This is a genomic window from Proteus sp. fly-1013, from assembly GCF_040140245.1.
GTDB classification, from domain to species: Bacteria; Pseudomonadota; Gammaproteobacteria; order Enterobacterales; family Enterobacteriaceae; genus Proteus; species Proteus mirabilis_B.
On sequence record NZ_JBEEWD010000010.1, the window covers coordinates 22,970 to 39,263 of the forward strand.

The following is a 16,294-nucleotide window of genomic DNA, read 5'->3' on the forward strand; positions in this document are numbered from 1 at the left end:
TTAAAAAGAGCCATAGTATAACTAAAGAGTAAGCTAAGATCACAATAGCTTTACTTTGTTATACTTAGCAGACTCCAGATAACAAAAAACCCGACACTAAGGTCGGGTTTTTTAAGAAAACTAAAATTATTTAATTTTAGCTTCTTTATAAAGCACATGTTGACGAACAACTGGATCGAATTTTTTCATTTCCAGTTTTTCTGGCATAGTGCGTTTGTTCTTCGTAGTGGTATAGAAGTGACCTGTACCAGCAGAAGAAACGAGTTTAATTTTCTCGCGAATACCTTTAGCCATTTTTCAGCTCCTTAGAACTTCTCACCACGGGCACGTAAATCTGCTAATACAGATTCGATGCCTTTCTTATCAATCACACGCATACCTTTAGCAGATACACGCAGAGTTACGAAACGTTTCTCAGACTCAACCCAGAAACGGTGAGAGTGCAGGTTTGGCAGAAAACGGCGTTTAGTCGCGTTTAATGCGTGAGAGCGGTTGTTTCCACTCACAGGACGCTTGCCGGTAACTTGGCAGACTCGGGACATGTCTATTCTCCAAAAATCTAATCAGCTCGAGCTTTAATATCAGGTTTGACCGCCTCGTCAGGCTTTGGAGCCCATCTCAGCAACTTTTAACGATTGAAAAACTGTGTAAACACCTCAGAAAAAACTTGCTGAGATAGGCTCTTCTCGCCAAACCCAAGATCCTCAAAGGTGGCGTAGTATACGCCCAATGGCCTCAACGCTCAAGACCCGTACAAATAAAGATTGACAATAATTACAAAAATATTTGCTACAACCAACCCCGTTCTGCGAAAGAAACACAATTATCATGCCCTATCACAAGGTGATCGAGTACATTTACACCCACTAATTGGCAAGCAGTAAAAATTTTTTCCGTTATTTCTTTATCTGCGAGACTTGGTTCGCAAACACCAGAAGGGTGATTATGAGCAAGAATGATGGATGTTGCATTCTTTTTTATTGATTGACGGACAATTTCTCTAGGATGAACCTCTACTCTGTTAATTGTTCCTTTAAACATCTCTTCGAATGCAATCAATTGATTTTGATTATCAAGAAACAGTACCACAAACACTTCTCTGTCTCGCCAATGCAATAATTTTTGTAAGTAATGCTTTGTATCTTCTGAAGAAGATAATACATTTTTATACATAAATTGTGTTGTAGAAAAGCGTTGTGCCATTTCATTAATCGCTTGTAGCTGGGTAAACTTTCCCACACCAACGCCTTTAAAACGCCCTAAAGTTTCATAATCAGCATTAATAACATGATAAAGAGAACCGCACTCTTTAAGTAAAAAAGCTGCCAATTCTAATACCGATTTTTCATAAGTACCGGTGCGTAAAAAGAGTGCTAATAACTCAATATCGGTGAGTGATTCAACGCCATAAAGTAATAATTTTTCTCTAGGTAAAAGTTCACTAACCGATTGATTTTCCATCCATGGGCTCCTTAGTAAGCAAAGGCAGTGGTATTAATGATCTATTTTATTCATTTACATAAGCATTAGGATTTAGGTGAAGCATCACTCATCATTAAATGCTAATCACAAAACAACTGTTGTTTTATACAGTTAATTTACTATAAACTGCTAATCTTGTATAAAAAAGACACATATCAAATTTATGCGAGATGAATCGCAAAAATTTAATCTATAAAACATGAAGTTACATAGAATTCCGAATTCACGATGACCTTGTGGTAAAATTACGGGCAATTATTTATGTACTTAGGCATTTCATCATGACTACACTTCACGACAAAAAGATTATTCTTGGTATCAGTGGTGGTATTGCGGCCTATAAAGCACCTGAACTTGTACGCCGTTTACGTGAGAAAGGTGCAATTGTGCGAGTTGTAATGACACCCGCAGCTCATGCATTTGTGACACCTTTGTCACTACAAGCTGTTTCTGGTTTTCCTGTTGCGGATGATTTGCTTGATCCAGCAGCAGAAGCCGCTATGGGGCATATTGAATTAGGTAAATGGGCTGATTTAATTCTACTTGCACCCGCTACTGCCGATCTTATTGCACGTTTACGAGTGGGTATGGCAAATGATTTACTTACCACACTCTGTTTAGCGAGTAACGCACCTATCGCTATTGCGCCAGCAATGAATCAACAAATGTACAGAGCCACGATTACACAAGAAAATTTATCAGCTTTAGAGCAACGTGGCTGTTTAATTTGGGGACCTGACTCTGGTAGTCAAGCTTGTGGTGATGTAGGACCGGGACGAATGTTGGATCCTTTAGCACTTGTCGCATTAGCTGAAAAACAACTTGCTTTACAGCCACAAGATTTTGCAGGTAAAAAAATCACGATAACCGCAGGTCCAACTCGTGAAGCCTTAGATCCAGTGCGTTTTATCAGTAATCATAGCTCAGGAAAAATGGGATTTGCGATTGCACAAGCAGCCGCATTACGCGGAGCTGATGTTACACTTATCGCAGGGCCTGTCACATTACCGACACCCGCTTGTGTTAAACGTATTGACGTTGAAAGCGCACAAGAAATGTATGAACAAGTGATGTTAATCGCACCTTCGCAAGATATTTTTATTGGTTGTGCGGCTGTTGCTGATTACCGCGCTAAACTTATCGCGGCTGAAAAAATAAAAAAACAAGGTGATGAAGTCACCATCACTATGGTAAAAAACCCCGACATTGTCGCGAGTGTCGGAAAAATGGTTGAACACCGTCCTTTTGTTGTTGGATTTGCAGCCGAAACCCAGAATGTGGAAGAATATGCCCGCAAAAAACGCGAACAAAAGCAGCTCGATTTAATCTGTGCCAATGATGTTTCAATAGAAAATCAAGGCTTTAACAGTGACAACAATGCATTACACCTTATTTGGGCTAATGGAGAAACGCGCTTACCACACAGTAGTAAAGCACAACTTAGCCATCGCCTACTTGACGAGATAGCCAAACATTATGATGAAAAAAATTGATGTTAAAATCCTTGATGCACGTATTGGTCAAGAATATCCACTTCCTGCTTATGCCACGACAGGCTCTGCTGGTTTAGATTTACGTGCTTGCCTTGATACACCATTAGTTCTTGAACCAGGGCAAACCGAATTATTACCTACAGGTCTTGCTGTACATATTGCCGATGAAGGATTAGCAGCAATGGTACTTCCTCGTTCAGGTTTAGGTCATAAACACGGTGTTGTATTGGGTAATTTAGTTGGACTAATTGATTCTGACTACCAAGGTCAACTGATGGTATCGGTTTGGAATCGTGGTCAAACAGCGTTTACCATCGAACCGGGTGAGCGTATTGCTCAAATGATTATCGTACCCGTAGTTCAAGCTGAATTTAATATTGTTGAAGATTTTACCGCAACGGAACGCGGTAGCGGTGGCTTTGGTCACTCCGGCCGCCAATAATAACGACGTCTTGCATTAATTATATCAATGACGATATCACTCCCTTTGCACTAAAAACCTTAGTGCAAAGGTTTACTGATTTGTTTTGCTTTTAGCAGGGGCCTTATCAGTCATGGCAGAAGAAAAAGAAACCAAAAAGAAAAGAAATAGACGGGATGAAATCTTACAGTCACTTGCCCAAATGTTGGAATCAAGTGATGGCAGTCAGCGTATCACAACGGCAAAGCTTGCCGCCACGGTTGGTGTATCTGAAGCTGCGCTCTATCGACATTTTCCAAGTAAAACAAAAATGTTTGATAGCTTGATTGAGTTTATTGAAGATAGCTTAGTTTCCCGTATTAATTTGATTTTAAAAGACGAGAAAGAGGCTGTTGCAAGAATTCGCTTAATTCTTATCTTGATCCTCGGTTTTGCTGAGAAAAACCCGGGGCTATCTCGTATTTTGACTGGTCATGCATTAATGTTTGAACAAGACAGATTGCAAGGGCGAATAAATCAGCTTTACGAGCGTATTGAGGTTCAACTACGACAAGTCATTAAAGAGCGTAAAATTCGTGAAGGTAGTGCATTCTTGCATGATGAAGCATTACTTGCTTCACAACTACTCGCTTTTTGTGAAGGTATGTTAGCGCGCTTTGTACGCACAGAATTTCGCTATCAACCTACTCAAGAATTTGAAGCGCGTTGGCCATTAATTTTGGCACAGTTACAATGAAATGATGGACTCGTGATTTAACTCAACAATTTGAAATTTACAGATATGCCGTTTTTTTCTTATTTGTGTTAACATGCGTCCTCGGGTACACAGTTACCTAAATGTATTTATCAGGAATGGCATTCGTGCAGTTCCTACATTGTGGCATTAGCGACTCGCTTTGCCCCTGCTGTAAAAGTCCTTTTTATATTTCAATATCTGTGATAATTGTCGCAGAAGATTCATTGTACTACTCACCCCGCCCATAATTGGGCGAGGGCTTTTTTTTATCTCTAATCGACCAACTCGTTTATCGCGTATTCACTTTATTAATTCACGCCATAGCGCTCACGATAAGCTTTAACCGCAGGTAAATGCTCAGACAGTGTTTCATTCTCACTTAGGTAACTAATTAAATCATCCAAGGTAATAATCGAATACACTTGGCATTGATAGTCACGTTTTAACTCTTGTATTGCAGAAAGTTCTTCTCGCCCTTTCTCTTGTCTATCCAAACTTAATAACACAGCAGAAAGCGTTGCATCATGCTGTTTTATGATTTCCATTGATTCACGAATTGCGGTACCAGCTGTAATGACATCATCGACAATCACAACATTACCTTTCAATGGGCTTCCTACTAATGTTCCTCCTTCACCATGATCTTTAGCCTCTTTGCGATTAAAACAGTAAGGAATATCGATATCATGATGTTCAACCAATGCGACTGCCGTTGTGGTTGCAATAGGTATCCCCTTATAAGCGGGTCCAAACAACACATCACAAGACACATTATTATCTAATAATGTTTGCGCATAGAACTGCCCCAGTAAAGCCAAATCACGCCCTGTATTAAATAAACCGGCATTAAAAAAGTAAGGACTCACCCTTCCTGATTTCAGTGTGAACTCACCAAATTTCAGGACATTTTTTGCTAATGCTAGTTCGATAAAGCGGCGTTGGTAGGCTTTCATTTCTTTCTCCTCTCTACGTTACTTGATGACAAATTTTAGGCATAAAAAAGGCGACTTCTCAGTCGCCTTAAAAATATAATTTATTGCTTAAGCGCCTCTTTTTGCGCTTCAAATATTTTCTCTAACCCCCCCTTTGCAAGGGCGAGTAAAGCAAGTAATTCTTCGTGACTAAATGGTGCACCTTCTGCCGTACCTTGAACTTCAATCATACGACCATCATCAATCATCACCACATTCATATCCGTTTCTGCGGCAGAATCTTCAACATATTCAAGATCGCATAATGGTTCACCATCAACAATCCCTACAGATACCGCAGCGACCATTGATTTAAGAGGGCTCTTTTTCAGTTTACCTTCTTCAACCATTTTATTTAAAGCATCAACTAATGCGACGCAAGCACCAGAGATAGAGGCAGTACGTGTACCACCATCAGCTTGAATAACGTCACAATCAACAGTGATCGTAAATTCACCTAATGCTTTTAAATCAACAGCGGCACGTAATGAACGTGCAATTAAGCGTTGAATTTCCATAGTACGGCCGGTTTGTTTACCGCGAGCCGCTTCACGTGCATTACGACTATTTGTGGCACGAGGAAGCATACCGTATTCTGCGGTTACCCAACCTTGCCCTTGTCCTTTAAGAAAACGAGGTACACCCTCTTCTACAGTGGCGTTACACAAGACTTTAGTATCACCAAATTCGACTAATACAGAACCCTCAGCGTGTTTTGTATAATGACGAGTGATGGTAATAGGACGTACTTGGTCTGCTTGTCTGTCTGCTGGACGCATGGTGTTATCTCCGCTTTCTCTGACATATTGGGGGCGCATTATACGACCTAAAATGGCTTATGCCTATCCTGTATCGATGCCTAGGGTTATAATCGTATCATCTTTTACACTATTGAGACCCTATTATGATCCGTAGCATGACCGCTTTTGCTCGCCGAGACATCAAAAAAGACTGGGGTAGCGCTGCATGGGAACTACGTTCCGTAAACCAACGCTACCTTGAAACTTATATTCGTTTACCTGAGCAATTACGTAGTTTAGAGCCTGTTATTCGTGAACGTCTACGTAATCGCTTAACGCGCGGTAAAATTGAATGTAACTTACGTTTTGATCTTAATGCTCGCTTTCAAGGTGAACTTAATCTTGATGAAAATTTAGCAAAACAACTGATTGTTTCTGCCAACTGGGTAAAAAGTCACAGCCATGAAGGAACTATCAGCCCATTTGATATTTTACGTTGGCCGGGTGTTATTTCCGCACAAGAACAAGATTTAGATGCCATTGGTACTGAGCTTTTAGCTGAATTAGATTTAGCTATTGATGCCTTTATTGCCAGCCGTGAAGCTGAAGGACAATCACTGAAAGTACTTATTGAACAGCGTTTAGATGCTGTTTGCGAAGAAGTTGTTAAGGTGAGAGCACAGATGCCTGAAGTTTTACAATGGCAACGTGAACGTTTAACGAGCAAATTAGAAGAAGCTCAAGTCCAAATTGATAATAATCGTTTAGAACAAGAGTTAGTGATGTTAGCGCAACGTTTAGATGTTGCTGAAGAGCTTGATAGATTAGAAGCCCACGTTAAAGAAACACGCAAAATTCTTGTGAAAAAAGAGGCGGTAGGTCGTCGTCTTGATTTTATGATGCAAGAATTTAACCGTGAATCCAATACATTAGCATCGAAATCAATTAATACTGAAGTCACTAATTCAGCCATTGAATTAAAAGTTTTAATTGAACAAATGCGCGAGCAGATCCAGAACATTGAATAATTTTCTCTTGTTTTCCAAAGCTTTCCGATATTAATCAAAGCCCTGATTTATCAGGGCTTTTTATTTTCACTCTGTTCTTGTACGTTTCAATCTGTTTCATCTAAGTGGTGAGTTAACTGGTGAGTAATGCCTCGCTATACTTGCATCAAATGGTGAGTATTAGGAGACACAATGGCATCAATGACCGCAAAGCAGGTGGCGTCACTTGCAAAATCAGGAGAGCCGACAAGAAAATCCGACGGAAAAGGACTCTACTTTGTCGTTCCAGACTCGGGAGCGCCCTATTGGGCCCTTCGATATAGTGGAAATGGCAAACGAAAACAAATGACTCTGGGTCAGTACCCTGATATGTCGTTGGCCGATGCAAGATCAGAAGCCGAAGTGTTTAAACGTGACTTAAGGCAAGGCGTAGATCCCCTCATTGCAAAACAGCGTCAAAAGTGGACTGGTATCATATCGGTCGATGATTTATTTGAGGATTGGTATAAAAACGATTTAGCGCCAAGGCTAAAGCATCCCAACATTCCAGCTCGAATATATAGAAAGGAAATTAAGCCAGTCATTGGCGAATTCAAAATTCAGGACGTCACAGCTCTGGATGTTCGAGAGATAATTCAAAGAGTTAGGGATAGCGGCCGTCTAACCATTGCCAATGACACTCTGGGTTATATGAAGCAGCTTTTCAAGCACGCTTTAAAGCTTGGATTAACCGCCAATAATCCCGCTGCACCTTTCACAATAAACGATGCTGGAGGCCTTGAAAACAGTTGTAAACGGGCATTAGATCTGGATGAAATCGAGAAAGTCTTTAAAGTATTTCGAAGCCATCTAAATAGCTTTGGTAGAGATAACTATTTGCTGTGCTGCCTCTTTTTGGTACTAGGTAACAGGAAGAGTGAACTATGTGAAGCTCCTTGGTGGGAATTTGACATGACAGAATCTGTGTGGCACATCCCCGAATCGCGGGTGAAAACTGGAATAGCTATTTCTATCCCTTTACCAACTCAGGCAATGACATGGCTTAGTGAGCTCAAAGTAAGATCGATGGGCTCTGATTACGTTTTTCCTGCCAGACGCCGAAGCAATCTGTTACATATGGGACCTGATACCCTGAATAGCGCAATCTCAAAGTTATTTGGACGAGAAGCTGGGAGGAAGATTCAGCCCCCCAACGTAATGGGTGATATCGAGCATTTTACAGTACATGACTTACGGCGAACATTCAGGAGTCTCGCTGCATCAGTAGGAACACCAAATCACGTCGCTCGGTTGTGCATCAATCACAGGCAGGGAGGAGTTGACGGTATATACGATCGGTATGAGTACTTCAAAGAACGAAAAGTTGCTCACCAGAAAGTTGCCGATCTAGTTACACCTCTCATTCAACTGGATTGATAGGCCCTCCATCATTTATGGCTAATTGGGACAAACTTTTCCTGAGTTCCTTTGAAGAAACAGTCCTGGAACAAGCTATATCTCGCTCAGCTTGTTCCAGCAGAAGCCTAAATGCCAATATTTCGAGGTCTTCGATGGTTTGAACATCACGCATATTTTTATTATCTCCAAGTATTTTCATCCGATTTTAGCTGGGAAACTTCAAAAATGCTCTACGCAGACTAAACGTGCAGCCGCCCCACATATTCGAGAAATATCCGTGCAACAATCCCACATAACTAAAAGATCACGTTGAACAGGTTCTAACGAACCGAAAAGCACCATCAAAATCGCACTAATAGCCGAAAACAGCGGTTAAAAATAGCTCATCCTTGCAACCGCCCCATAGGTTTAAGCGTTAATCGTGCAGCCAACCAATATACCCAAGGCTTAAACGTGCAACGTTCCCACATATGTCACTGGTGTGGGAGAGTAATAGAGTCTCATACTAAAATGGCAGCGTACTCAGTCGATTCGCTGCCATTCCTAAATCGAAAATGCCCCTTTGTGTGCTAAGTAAGTTAACGATCATTAAAGTGGTTTCTATTAGTTTCCCTCAATTTATCTAATAGCAACGAATACCAAGGATAATTTTTGTCCCAATAGCATCCTTATATGTCCTTTAAGCCACTTTTGAGCGTCTATGCTATTGCATAAAATGACTCCATTACAGCAAAACACAGCAATACTGGAGCACAATTATGAAAATCACACAAATTCGCAATGCAACACAAATCATTGACTATGCAGGTAAAACATTCCTTATTGACCCAATGTTAGCGCCAAAAGGCACTTACCCAGGATTTGAAGGAACCGCAAATTCACACTTACGCAATCCAACCGTTGAATTGCCTCTGCCTCTTGAAAGCATCATCAATGTGGACGCAGTTCTGCTAACTCATACTCATCCAGACCACTGGGATGAAACAGCAGTGAATGCGATCCCTAAAGATAAATTGATTTTTGTACAGCACGAAGGTGATGAAGCTATTCTTCTATCACAAGGTTTTACCAACGTTAAAATCTTCTCTGAAGAAACTGATTATCATGGTATTTCATTTACACGTACCGTCTGCCAGCATGGCTCTGATGCAGCGTTCCAACATGATCAAATGGCTGAAATTTTGGGTGAAGTGACAGGCGTGATTTTTTCCCATGCCGATGAAGAAAAGTTATATGTGGTTGGTGATACGATTTGGATTCCAAGTGTAGAAGAAACCATGAAAAAAGAACAACCTGGTGTCGTTATTCTCAATACGGGCTGGGCGCATGTACTGGGCTTTGGTCCTATTATTATGGGTAAAGAAGATGTACTAAAAACACACCAAGTACTACCCACAGCGAAAATCGTTGCGACTCATATGGGCGCGGTTAACCATGTATTGGTGACTACTCAAGAAATGCGCGAATACGCAGCTTCAAATATGATTAGCGATTTTGTGTTTGTTCCAGAAGATGGTGAAACAGTAACACTTTAGTCAGATGTTAGGAGTAGGCTGGTAATGACGTCTGAGACAAATATTGAGTTAGTGAAGTCTTTCTATAGGGCTATAGAGGATAATGATTACGATGCTGTGGCTTCAATGTGCCATGAGCAATTCACGTTTTACTCACAGGTAGATACGCCATTAGATATCGACGGGTTCCTTGCTCAAGAAAAGGGAAATATGGACGGCTTTCCTGGTTTTATTTTCCGTATACATGACATCTTCGCTCATGATGATAAAGTTGCTTGTTATATGATATTTGAAGGCGTTCATTCGGCACCTATGCATAATTTGCAGCCAACAGGTAAGAAGGTTCGCTTTTCATTGATGATGCAGCTAACGATTAAAGACGGCAAAATAATCGAAAAACGAGCGCACTTCAATGAAGTTGATATTATGAAGCAACTACAGAGTTAGAGTTGATAACGGCACAGAGTGATTGATATTGCTCTGTGCATTTTACTTTGGAAACGCCCAATGAACCTCGCTGAAAACCATACAATTCCCTCAGTTGCAGTTGTCGTCTTTAATCACTTTAGTCCGTTTCATATTTCTGTTCCGAGCATTGTGTTTGGGCGAGATACCCTAAATGAAACTTTTTTCGAACTTAAATTTGTCGCAGGAGAGCAAGGACCGATTTTATCTGATATCGGTATGGAAATTCATACCGAGACACAGTTGGATTTCTTAGAGTCTTGCGACATTATCGTTGTCCCTTATTGGAGAACAATTGATGAACGCCCTAATGAAAACCTGCTCAATGCTCTCTGTCGCGCTCATGCCCGAGGCGCATTGGTTGTCGGTTTATGTCTTGGTGGTTATGTTCTCGCTTATGCTGGCTTATTAGCGGGAAAACGAGCTGCGACACACTGGGAATTAGAACAGGATTTTAGTCGACGCTTTCCAGAAGTTTCGCTCGATACGAATGCCTTATATGTTGAAGATAGTGGGGTGATCACCTCAGCAGGTACTGCCGCTGGTATAGATTGCTGTCTGTATGTTTTCCGAAAATACTACAGCAGCACGATTGCGAACCGAGTAGCAAGAAGAATGGTTGTGCCTCCATACAGAGATGGCGGACAAGCTCAGTTTATAGATCAACCTATACCCGTGACGACATCTGATTCACGTATCAATGCATTAATGGACGATATCAGGCGTAATATCAATCAAAAATATTCACTGGATGAGCTAGCAGATTCGGTGATGATGACCCGCCGAACCTTTACGAGAAAATTTAATAGAGCTACAGGTATGTCATTTGTAGAATGGCTGACGGCTGAACGACTAAACTTGGCTCAGGATCTACTTGAGTCTACAGACTTATCTATCGAACAGATTGTCGCAAAAACAGGGTTTAGCTCAGTTCTCATTTTCAGAGATAAATTTAAAGAGCGTTATGAGGTGACACCTAACCGATGGAGAAAAACGTTCCACCAACAGCCTTAGATAAATATTCAGCGCCCCAACTACAACTAAGGTTTGCCATACATTTCCTCATGTCAATTCCGATTATTAGGGAGGTCAGCGTAGCTCATTTATGTCCCGAAGTGAGGTACAACGAGTATGATACTTTAATACTTCGTGGTTGCTCGATTCGAAATGGGTAGAAGTAAGTAGTATGAATTTTTATTTTTTATCACGTTTAATCACAAACAGTTCGATCCGGGTTACTTGGCTGTTTAGTGTGAAACTTTATTCCTCTCCCACAACTGGCAGCGGTGTTACATGTCACACTTTACATTCGTGACATGTAACGAAACATAAATATCTTTTTAAATTCATTTATATACGTTCAACCAGCAACACCAATCTAGGTCAAAACTTGGAAATTTTCTTCTGACTCTACAGACAACACATTTGTCCAAATCGGGCAGTTTGACGTGCCAATCTCGGCAATTATCAGCGGGATAATGACTCCGTTCACTAAGCACGGAGTTATTTTTATGAAGCTAAATGGTATTGAACTACTCAACCTAGCTGTAGCACATGAGTTAAAAGAAGTTTGGGTCGTCAGGTTAGATCCGCCCGATCAGCCCGGCAATCGGGGGCCAGATGGTGACCTGCTCTGGCCGGAGGTTTTGCTGTGCAAAAGTTCTGACGATGCTACTCATTTGGCTGAGTATTTAAGCAAAGCAGCCTTTGATGATTTTTCTGATTTTATGGCCGCAGAAGAAGATGGGGAAATCCATTCAGAACCCCAGGACGCAGATCAGTACATAGTTGCGCTCTGTAAAAGCATTCAAAGGTACAGATACGCTTGGCTGGTAGAGCCGAGCATCAATAGCATCTCACAAATCACCTTGCTCAAGGAGGCTTTTCAACATGATTAAAAAGTCATTGAGTTTGCTGGCCTTTACATTAATTGCATACTCAAACATTACACTTGCTCAAGAAAGCGCCACTGTGGGCCAAAAATCCTCACAGGAAAAGCGCACCCAAAAAGAAACCACGTTGAACGATGAGACAAGCATGGAGTTACAACGCCAAAAGGGAGAGGAAGCAAGAAAAGGTGAGGAAAAAAGAGACACGACTTCCACGTCAGCTCGACATGCAAGCGAAGCATCATCTAGGCAGCAATATCAAAATGCTCGCCGTCTTTCAGTAAAAACAGCACCACTTTCTATTCTCATAGAGCTATTTGCCTATGTCGAAAAAGGCAAATCTATAAGAGGGAAAACAGCAAACCTCATCAGAAATTGTTCGCTCATTACAAACCCACAAGCGCCACAATTTCCAGAGCTAGAACCCAAACCCCTAGTTACAAGCGTGCAGGCCTGCATGGCCTGGAACAAAGAAAAAACACTGGGACAATGCCAAGTTGAGTTGCAGCAGGCAGCTTTCAACTGGGCGACCACTGGCATGCCTTCATCCATAAGAGTTCCATCTGAACGACTGAAAAAAGAAGGGGTTTGCTGGGCAGTCTACGGACTTGTAGCAGAAGCAACGCTGGATGAAATATCAAGCGGGATTTCGGTCAACGGAAGTGGCAAGTCAGCGATAAAAATGGCGCTTGCCAAGGCAATGAGTAAACAGCTCATACGTAATGACTTACCAGAAAAGGCCTTGAAGATAGTAGATAGACAATTTGGAAGGAACTGTGTAGTGCCATCTACACGAGGGTATCAGTATGAAGGAAAATACGAATGGTCTTGTGGCTCTTTTTCTGCTGATCCAAAAAATCTGTCAGCTTCAATCGGCGAGTTCACTGTCTTTGGCCGAGGAAACTCACTCTTTGGAGAGTCATGGGAGTTGGAGACATCATTAAATCACGACACTCTTTTTTCATTATCGACTACCAGAACTAACTCAAAAGAAGCATCAACGTCTAATGCTCATTATGCAAGTACCGACAACCGCTCATCCAAGTCCCGTAATCTTTCAATGAGAACTTCCGAGCGCTTACAAACTGAGGAAGCATCCAATCTCAGCAATTCCACGGAGGCAAGCTTCACAGTGTCTCAGCCAGGCATAAAAGGGGGTAATTAAAAATGAAATCTGTACTGTATGGCATCATCATTGCCTGCCCAATAACAGCCATCGTGATCTACTTTGCCTTAACTGGTAGGCAGGAAGTTCTTATCCAACAAAAAACACATGAAGTTCAACAACAAATTCGCTCGGAAGAGTTTCATCGTGACTTCTCCAAGGCCTGGGCTGAGTTTGATCTACCCAACCAGCATGATAAGGCCCTTCTCTCGTCGGAAAATGCTGAACGAAACGAGCGAATAAAACAGCTCAAAAAACTTCGCTCTCAATTGGAAGCGGATAACGGTGAGTCAATGGATGACCTCAAAGGAGACTTAGCAGAGATGAGAAAAGCGTTAAAGGAAGCTGATAAAAATTAAATCAAAAGCCACATTCTTACCTTCTGCCTATATGTAGTAGTAAACGGAATGTGGCCTTCCAATTTTATCTATGTTTCATTCTTTTCAGTAAATGAACGATATGCGGCACAGTATGCGTCCCGCTCTAATATTGCGTCTCTTATAAACGCAGGATATAGCTTAAGTGCAGCACAGTAAGACTCCCAGTATATGCCTTCTGTTCCTCTTGGATTTTCTGGCACACCACTCTTTACTATATCCAGAGCTTGTTCTGCGGTGAAAGTTATTCTATGAGTTTCCAACTCTTCAACATTGGCAACGATCACGCGGCCATTTTCTACTAATTTTATAAATGGCTGTAAGGTTAAGCATATTGGCTCGAACTGGTCCCAGCGCAACATTTCAATTCGTCCATCACTACTTTTAATAAACCGGCTAACATCCGTTTCAAACATACATCGTTCTGCTGATGAATACGGAGCAGGTGGTTTATACCCTAAAACTTGCTCCCGCCATTTTATGTAGTCGTTTTTACAATCACTGTAACTAAACTGCTGGCTGCGCCTTATTTTTAAGCACACATCTATATCACCAAATTTTTCACCACCTCTAGCCAAACTGCCGACTAATGCAGCCTCTTCTATTTCATAGTAGGAAGAGTAAAGCTCATTCCAATCATTTAGCCTTTCTAAAACACCTTGCAGCTTTTTGTAAGCAACTGCTTTGCTTACCTTAGATCTATAGTTCTTTGGCACGGCAATCCTCATATTATGGTCATTAGAAGCACCTTTACTCGAACATACACCAAAGCCGGATAAATTTTAAGCCACCATAAATGACAAAAAAGGCAGGTTAATCTGCCTTTTTAAAGTGGGATGGGAATGATTATTATTTTGCCTTATCCGGTTTGAGCGCTACAAGTTCCTCTAATGGGCTTGGCCCTGTCAAGCTATAATTAATCACAGCCGGATTATTGTAACGAACATCAGAGAGGTCCAGATGTAATCCCACTTGGCTCTCTCCGGTTACATCCTCCAGGCAATGTCGAGATTCCATATCAAGAGCAGCCATATATTTCTCTTCATTACTTTGAGGGCCGAGCGCCATGGTAATAAGACAGTCTTTTCCATGCTCAATCTTGTAAGTAACATTAATAGTGTCACCACTTGCTGGGAACTTAAAAACCATAAGTGAAGCGTCGTTAATTCCAGGCTTTGTCGCACACCCAGCCAAAGAGAGCATAGATGCGGTAGCCACTGCTAAGATTGCTTTTTTCATTTCAGTTTCCTCATTTTCTTGAATGTAATTCTCAACGACCAATTGACTGGTTTTTGTCGCGGTCGATTCTTTTTTCACTGTGTTGCTGGTGCTGAATTGACGATGCAGCTTGGCGTTCTTTTTCTCTCGATTGAGCCTGGGATATGGATTTTTGATGTTCTGGGCGAGGTTGATATTGGCTGTACTCTTTCTTGGCAGAATGAGATAGCTTGTTATAGGTACTAACTATCAGCTTATCAGCCTCCTTCTGTTGGCCGCTTTGTTCCAACCGTTTGGCATTGCTTATCGCATCTGACATCAGTTCATGCCGCTGTTCTGTTTTGACCTCTAGTCGAAGGCGGGATAACTCAACACCTAGCGCCTTTGTCATTTTCCCAATATCTTTTTTTAGCTCCTGGGCAGCTTGTTGCTGCTTAGCGTTATCTGACTCAAAAAAGATTTTCTGGATAGCCTTTGCAGCCATCCACACCATGGCTCCTGCTGCTTCAGTGAAAATATCGTTCTCCAGATAACCTCTTTGATAGTTAGAAAGCGTTTTAGATAGCCAGTTATCTTGAGTTGGTTTATCGAGCCCCATGCTTTCAACCTGCTTCATTAGCAACTGGACAGAATCAACAATTTTCATCTGCTGCTCAGATAGCTGTCGATACTGCTCATTCATGTGAGCATGATCAAAAACGCTAGTTTTAATCTGCTCATCTTTAATAGGATGACTATTCATACTTTGCACAATTGACTTAGCCGCCGATTCAAGCTGTCCAACCAACTTGTTAGGGTCAGAGACATCAGCTTTGCTAAGTTCTTGATAGAGCGCCGCAACTTTCGCTTTTTCGTTCAATTCCATTCCAGTTACCTCTTAATGACGATGTTTTACATGTAGATTTCCATTAACCCACTCTGCGCTAATGAAATTATTGGGCTCGGTAATGTGTTCAAAGTGGCTAGCTGACGCCTCTATATCTGCATGAAAGCGCTCGATCTCAGCCTGATAATTCCGAATTTCAGCCACAAGGTTAGATAGTTGAGAGTACAGATCAGGCTTGGGCTCTCTTCTGAAGATTTTTCTGAAAATACTGGTAATCATTGAGTGCCGCCTTGATACCAAGAAGCAATAGGTTCGAAGTGATCTCCCCACTCCATGATCTTCAAAAAGTCATCGGTGTTATCGACTCTGGCAAGTCCACAATATGTTTTCGTGTATCGACCATCGAGACACTTCAATACAGTGAAATGAAGAGGTTCACCAGACGCTGCTCTTGCAGCGGTTACGCCTCGTCTTTGATGAATGTGAGCATCATTTATTGGAAGTACCAGTCCGTTCAATTGAATCTCTGCCGCCATAGTGTCCTCATTTATCTCTACTCTCTTTGAGCTAATATTTTCTCAGGTGAGCAAGC

At 41.5% G+C, this 16,294-nt stretch carries 20 protein-coding genes; 11 read left to right on the forward strand and 9 right to left on the reverse strand.

What is annotated here, in order from left to right:
* Window positions 1–126: 126 nt before the first annotated feature.
* From rpmG to radC, 3 genes are all read right to left on the reverse strand, one after another.
* The gene (rpmG, locus tag ABN236_RS16895; RefSeq protein ID WP_006534250.1) at window positions 127–294 is read right to left on the reverse strand and encodes a 50S ribosomal protein L33; all 168 of its coding nucleotides are present in this window, start codon (window positions 292–294) and stop codon (window positions 127–129) included.
* Window positions 295–305: 11 nt separating this feature from the next.
* Window positions 306–542, reverse strand: coding sequence for a 50S ribosomal protein L28 (gene rpmB, locus ABN236_RS16900; protein WP_036914542.1), 237 nt, complete (start codon window positions 540–542; stop codon window positions 306–308).
* 247 nt (window positions 543–789) lie between these two features.
* Entirely contained in the window at window positions 790–1,461 is a 672-nt protein-coding gene (gene radC / locus ABN236_RS16905) for a RadC family protein (RefSeq protein ID WP_088494128.1), read from the reverse strand.
* 302 nt (window positions 1,462–1,763) lie between these two features.
* On the opposite strand from radC, the gene coaBC reads away from it, so the two are divergent.
* The 3 genes from coaBC to slmA all read left to right on the forward strand — a co-directional run bounded on the left by coaBC (window position 1,764) and on the right by slmA (window position 4,132).
* Window positions 1,764–2,975 carry a bifunctional phosphopantothenoylcysteine decarboxylase/phosphopantothenate--cysteine ligase CoaBC gene (coaBC, locus tag ABN236_RS16910; protein WP_194951544.1) on the forward strand — a complete coding sequence of 404 codons (1,212 nt, stop codon included), beginning with the start codon at window positions 1,764–1,766 and terminating at the stop codon, window positions 2,973–2,975.
* The gene (gene dut, locus ABN236_RS16915) at window positions 2,959–3,417 is read left to right on the forward strand and encodes a dUTP diphosphatase (protein WP_088494130.1); all 459 of its coding nucleotides are present in this window, start codon (window positions 2,959–2,961) and stop codon (window positions 3,415–3,417) included. Before coaBC ends, dut begins: the two co-directional genes overlap by 17 nt.
* Before the next feature lie 112 nt (window positions 3,418–3,529).
* Window positions 3,530–4,132 carry a nucleoid occlusion factor SlmA gene (gene slmA / locus ABN236_RS16920; protein WP_075673256.1) on the forward strand — a complete coding sequence of 201 codons (603 nt, stop codon included), beginning with the start codon at window positions 3,530–3,532 and terminating at the stop codon, window positions 4,130–4,132.
* A gap of 308 nt (window positions 4,133–4,440) precedes the next feature.
* Here slmA and pyrE read toward each other — a convergent pair whose 3' ends face one another.
* Both pyrE and rph read right to left on the reverse strand, forming a co-directional pair.
* Window positions 4,441–5,085 (reverse strand): orotate phosphoribosyltransferase, encoded by a 645-nt coding sequence (gene pyrE / locus ABN236_RS16925; RefSeq protein ID WP_088494131.1) that lies wholly within the window; start codon window positions 5,083–5,085, stop codon window positions 4,441–4,443.
* An 80-nt stretch (window positions 5,086–5,165) separates the two neighbouring features.
* On the reverse strand, window positions 5,166–5,882 hold the full coding sequence (gene rph / locus ABN236_RS16930; protein WP_069366895.1) for a ribonuclease PH: 717 nt from the start codon (window positions 5,880–5,882) through the stop codon (window positions 5,166–5,168).
* A gap of 125 nt (window positions 5,883–6,007) precedes the next feature.
* Between rph and ABN236_RS16935 the strand changes: the two genes are divergently transcribed.
* From ABN236_RS16935 to ABN236_RS16970, 8 genes are all read left to right on the forward strand, one after another.
* Complete coding sequence (locus ABN236_RS16935) at window positions 6,008–6,871, forward strand: YicC/YloC family endoribonuclease (RefSeq protein WP_075673259.1); 864 nt, start codon at window positions 6,008–6,010, stop codon at window positions 6,869–6,871.
* Window positions 6,872–7,042: 171 nt separating this feature from the next.
* Window positions 7,043–8,266: a tyrosine-type recombinase/integrase gene (locus ABN236_RS16940; protein WP_099659510.1), complete on the forward strand. Its 1,224-nt coding sequence runs from the start codon at window positions 7,043–7,045 to the stop codon at window positions 8,264–8,266.
* A 740-nt stretch (window positions 8,267–9,006) separates the two neighbouring features.
* The gene (locus ABN236_RS16945; protein WP_099659565.1) at window positions 9,007–9,783 is read left to right on the forward strand and encodes an MBL fold metallo-hydrolase; all 777 of its coding nucleotides are present in this window, start codon (window positions 9,007–9,009) and stop codon (window positions 9,781–9,783) included.
* A gap of 24 nt (window positions 9,784–9,807) precedes the next feature.
* Window positions 9,808–10,209: an ester cyclase gene (locus ABN236_RS16950; RefSeq protein ID WP_099659511.1), complete on the forward strand. Its 402-nt coding sequence runs from the start codon at window positions 9,808–9,810 to the stop codon at window positions 10,207–10,209.
* Between the two features lie 60 nt (window positions 10,210–10,269).
* Entirely contained in the window at window positions 10,270–11,241 is a 972-nt protein-coding gene (locus ABN236_RS16955; RefSeq protein WP_099659512.1) for a GlxA family transcriptional regulator, read from the forward strand.
* 497 nt (window positions 11,242–11,738) lie between these two features.
* Window positions 11,739–12,125 (forward strand): hypothetical protein, encoded by a 387-nt coding sequence (locus tag ABN236_RS16960; RefSeq protein WP_099659513.1) that lies wholly within the window; start codon window positions 11,739–11,741, stop codon window positions 12,123–12,125.
* Window positions 12,118–13,281: a hypothetical protein gene (locus ABN236_RS16965; protein WP_153674023.1), complete on the forward strand. Its 1,164-nt coding sequence runs from the start codon at window positions 12,118–12,120 to the stop codon at window positions 13,279–13,281. The genes ABN236_RS16960 and ABN236_RS16965 overlap by 8 nt, the downstream gene beginning before the upstream one ends.
* 2 nt (window positions 13,282–13,283) lie before the next feature.
* The gene (locus ABN236_RS16970) at window positions 13,284–13,640 is read left to right on the forward strand and encodes a hypothetical protein (protein ID WP_109402153.1); all 357 of its coding nucleotides are present in this window, start codon (window positions 13,284–13,286) and stop codon (window positions 13,638–13,640) included.
* A gap of 68 nt (window positions 13,641–13,708) precedes the next feature.
* Here ABN236_RS16970 and ABN236_RS16975 read toward each other — a convergent pair whose 3' ends face one another.
* The 4 genes from ABN236_RS16975 to ABN236_RS16990 all read right to left on the reverse strand — a co-directional run bounded on the left by ABN236_RS16975 (window position 13,709) and on the right by ABN236_RS16990 (window position 16,238).
* Window positions 13,709–14,374 carry a hypothetical protein gene (locus ABN236_RS16975; RefSeq protein WP_109402154.1) on the reverse strand — a complete coding sequence of 222 codons (666 nt, stop codon included), beginning with the start codon at window positions 14,372–14,374 and terminating at the stop codon, window positions 13,709–13,711.
* 133 nt (window positions 14,375–14,507) lie between these two features.
* Window positions 14,508–14,897, reverse strand: a complete 390-nt coding sequence (locus ABN236_RS16980) for a hypothetical protein (protein ID WP_153674022.1) — start codon at window positions 14,895–14,897, stop codon at window positions 14,508–14,510.
* A 31-nt stretch (window positions 14,898–14,928) separates the two neighbouring features.
* Window positions 14,929–15,741 carry a hypothetical protein gene (locus ABN236_RS16985; RefSeq protein WP_109402156.1) on the reverse strand — a complete coding sequence of 271 codons (813 nt, stop codon included), beginning with the start codon at window positions 15,739–15,741 and terminating at the stop codon, window positions 14,929–14,931.
* 236 nt (window positions 15,742–15,977) lie between these two features.
* Entirely contained in the window at window positions 15,978–16,238 is a 261-nt protein-coding gene (locus ABN236_RS16990) for a vWA domain-containing protein (protein ID WP_099659518.1), read from the reverse strand.
* Window positions 16,239–16,294: the final 56 nt, after the last annotated feature.

Excerpts from the sequence above, each read along its gene's own strand:
- rpmG (WP_006534250.1), bottom strand. The coding sequence starts at position 294 with ATGGCTAAAGGTATTCGCGAGAAAATTAAACTCGTTTCTTCTGCTGGT.
- rpmB (WP_036914542.1), bottom strand. The coding sequence starts at position 542 with ATGTCCCGAGTCTGCCAAGTTACCGGCAAGCGTCCTGTGAGTGGAAAC.
- radC (WP_088494128.1), bottom strand. The coding sequence starts at position 1,461 with ATGGAAAATCAATCGGTTAGTGAACTTTTACCTAGAGAAAAATTATTA.
- coaBC (WP_194951544.1), top strand. The coding sequence starts at position 1,764 with ATGACTACACTTCACGACAAAAAGATTATTCTTGGTATCAGTGGTGGT.
- dut (WP_088494130.1), top strand. The coding sequence starts at position 2,959 with ATGATGAAAAAAATTGATGTTAAAATCCTTGATGCACGTATTGGTCAA.
- slmA (WP_075673256.1), top strand. The coding sequence starts at position 3,530 with ATGGCAGAAGAAAAAGAAACCAAAAAGAAAAGAAATAGACGGGATGAA.
- pyrE (WP_088494131.1), bottom strand. The coding sequence starts at position 5,085 with ATGAAAGCCTACCAACGCCGCTTTATCGAACTAGCATTAGCAAAAAAT.
- rph (WP_069366895.1), bottom strand. The coding sequence starts at position 5,882 with ATGCGTCCAGCAGACAGACAAGCAGACCAAGTACGTCCTATTACCATC.
- ABN236_RS16935 (WP_075673259.1), top strand. The coding sequence starts at position 6,008 with ATGATCCGTAGCATGACCGCTTTTGCTCGCCGAGACATCAAAAAAGAC.
- ABN236_RS16940 (WP_099659510.1), top strand. The coding sequence starts at position 7,043 with ATGGCATCAATGACCGCAAAGCAGGTGGCGTCACTTGCAAAATCAGGA.
- ABN236_RS16945 (WP_099659565.1), top strand. The coding sequence starts at position 9,007 with ATGAAAATCACACAAATTCGCAATGCAACACAAATCATTGACTATGCA.
- ABN236_RS16950 (WP_099659511.1), top strand. The coding sequence starts at position 9,808 with ATGACGTCTGAGACAAATATTGAGTTAGTGAAGTCTTTCTATAGGGCT.
- ABN236_RS16955 (WP_099659512.1), top strand. The coding sequence starts at position 10,270 with ATGAACCTCGCTGAAAACCATACAATTCCCTCAGTTGCAGTTGTCGTC.
- ABN236_RS16960 (WP_099659513.1), top strand. The coding sequence starts at position 11,739 with ATGAAGCTAAATGGTATTGAACTACTCAACCTAGCTGTAGCACATGAG.
- ABN236_RS16965 (WP_153674023.1), top strand. The coding sequence starts at position 12,118 with ATGATTAAAAAGTCATTGAGTTTGCTGGCCTTTACATTAATTGCATAC.
- ABN236_RS16970 (WP_109402153.1), top strand. The coding sequence starts at position 13,284 with ATGAAATCTGTACTGTATGGCATCATCATTGCCTGCCCAATAACAGCC.
- ABN236_RS16980 (WP_153674022.1), bottom strand. The coding sequence starts at position 14,897 with ATGAAAAAAGCAATCTTAGCAGTGGCTACCGCATCTATGCTCTCTTTG.
- ABN236_RS16985 (WP_109402156.1), bottom strand. The coding sequence starts at position 15,741 with ATGGAATTGAACGAAAAAGCGAAAGTTGCGGCGCTCTATCAAGAACTT.
- ABN236_RS16990 (WP_099659518.1), bottom strand. The coding sequence starts at position 16,238 with ATGGCGGCAGAGATTCAATTGAACGGACTGGTACTTCCAATAAATGAT.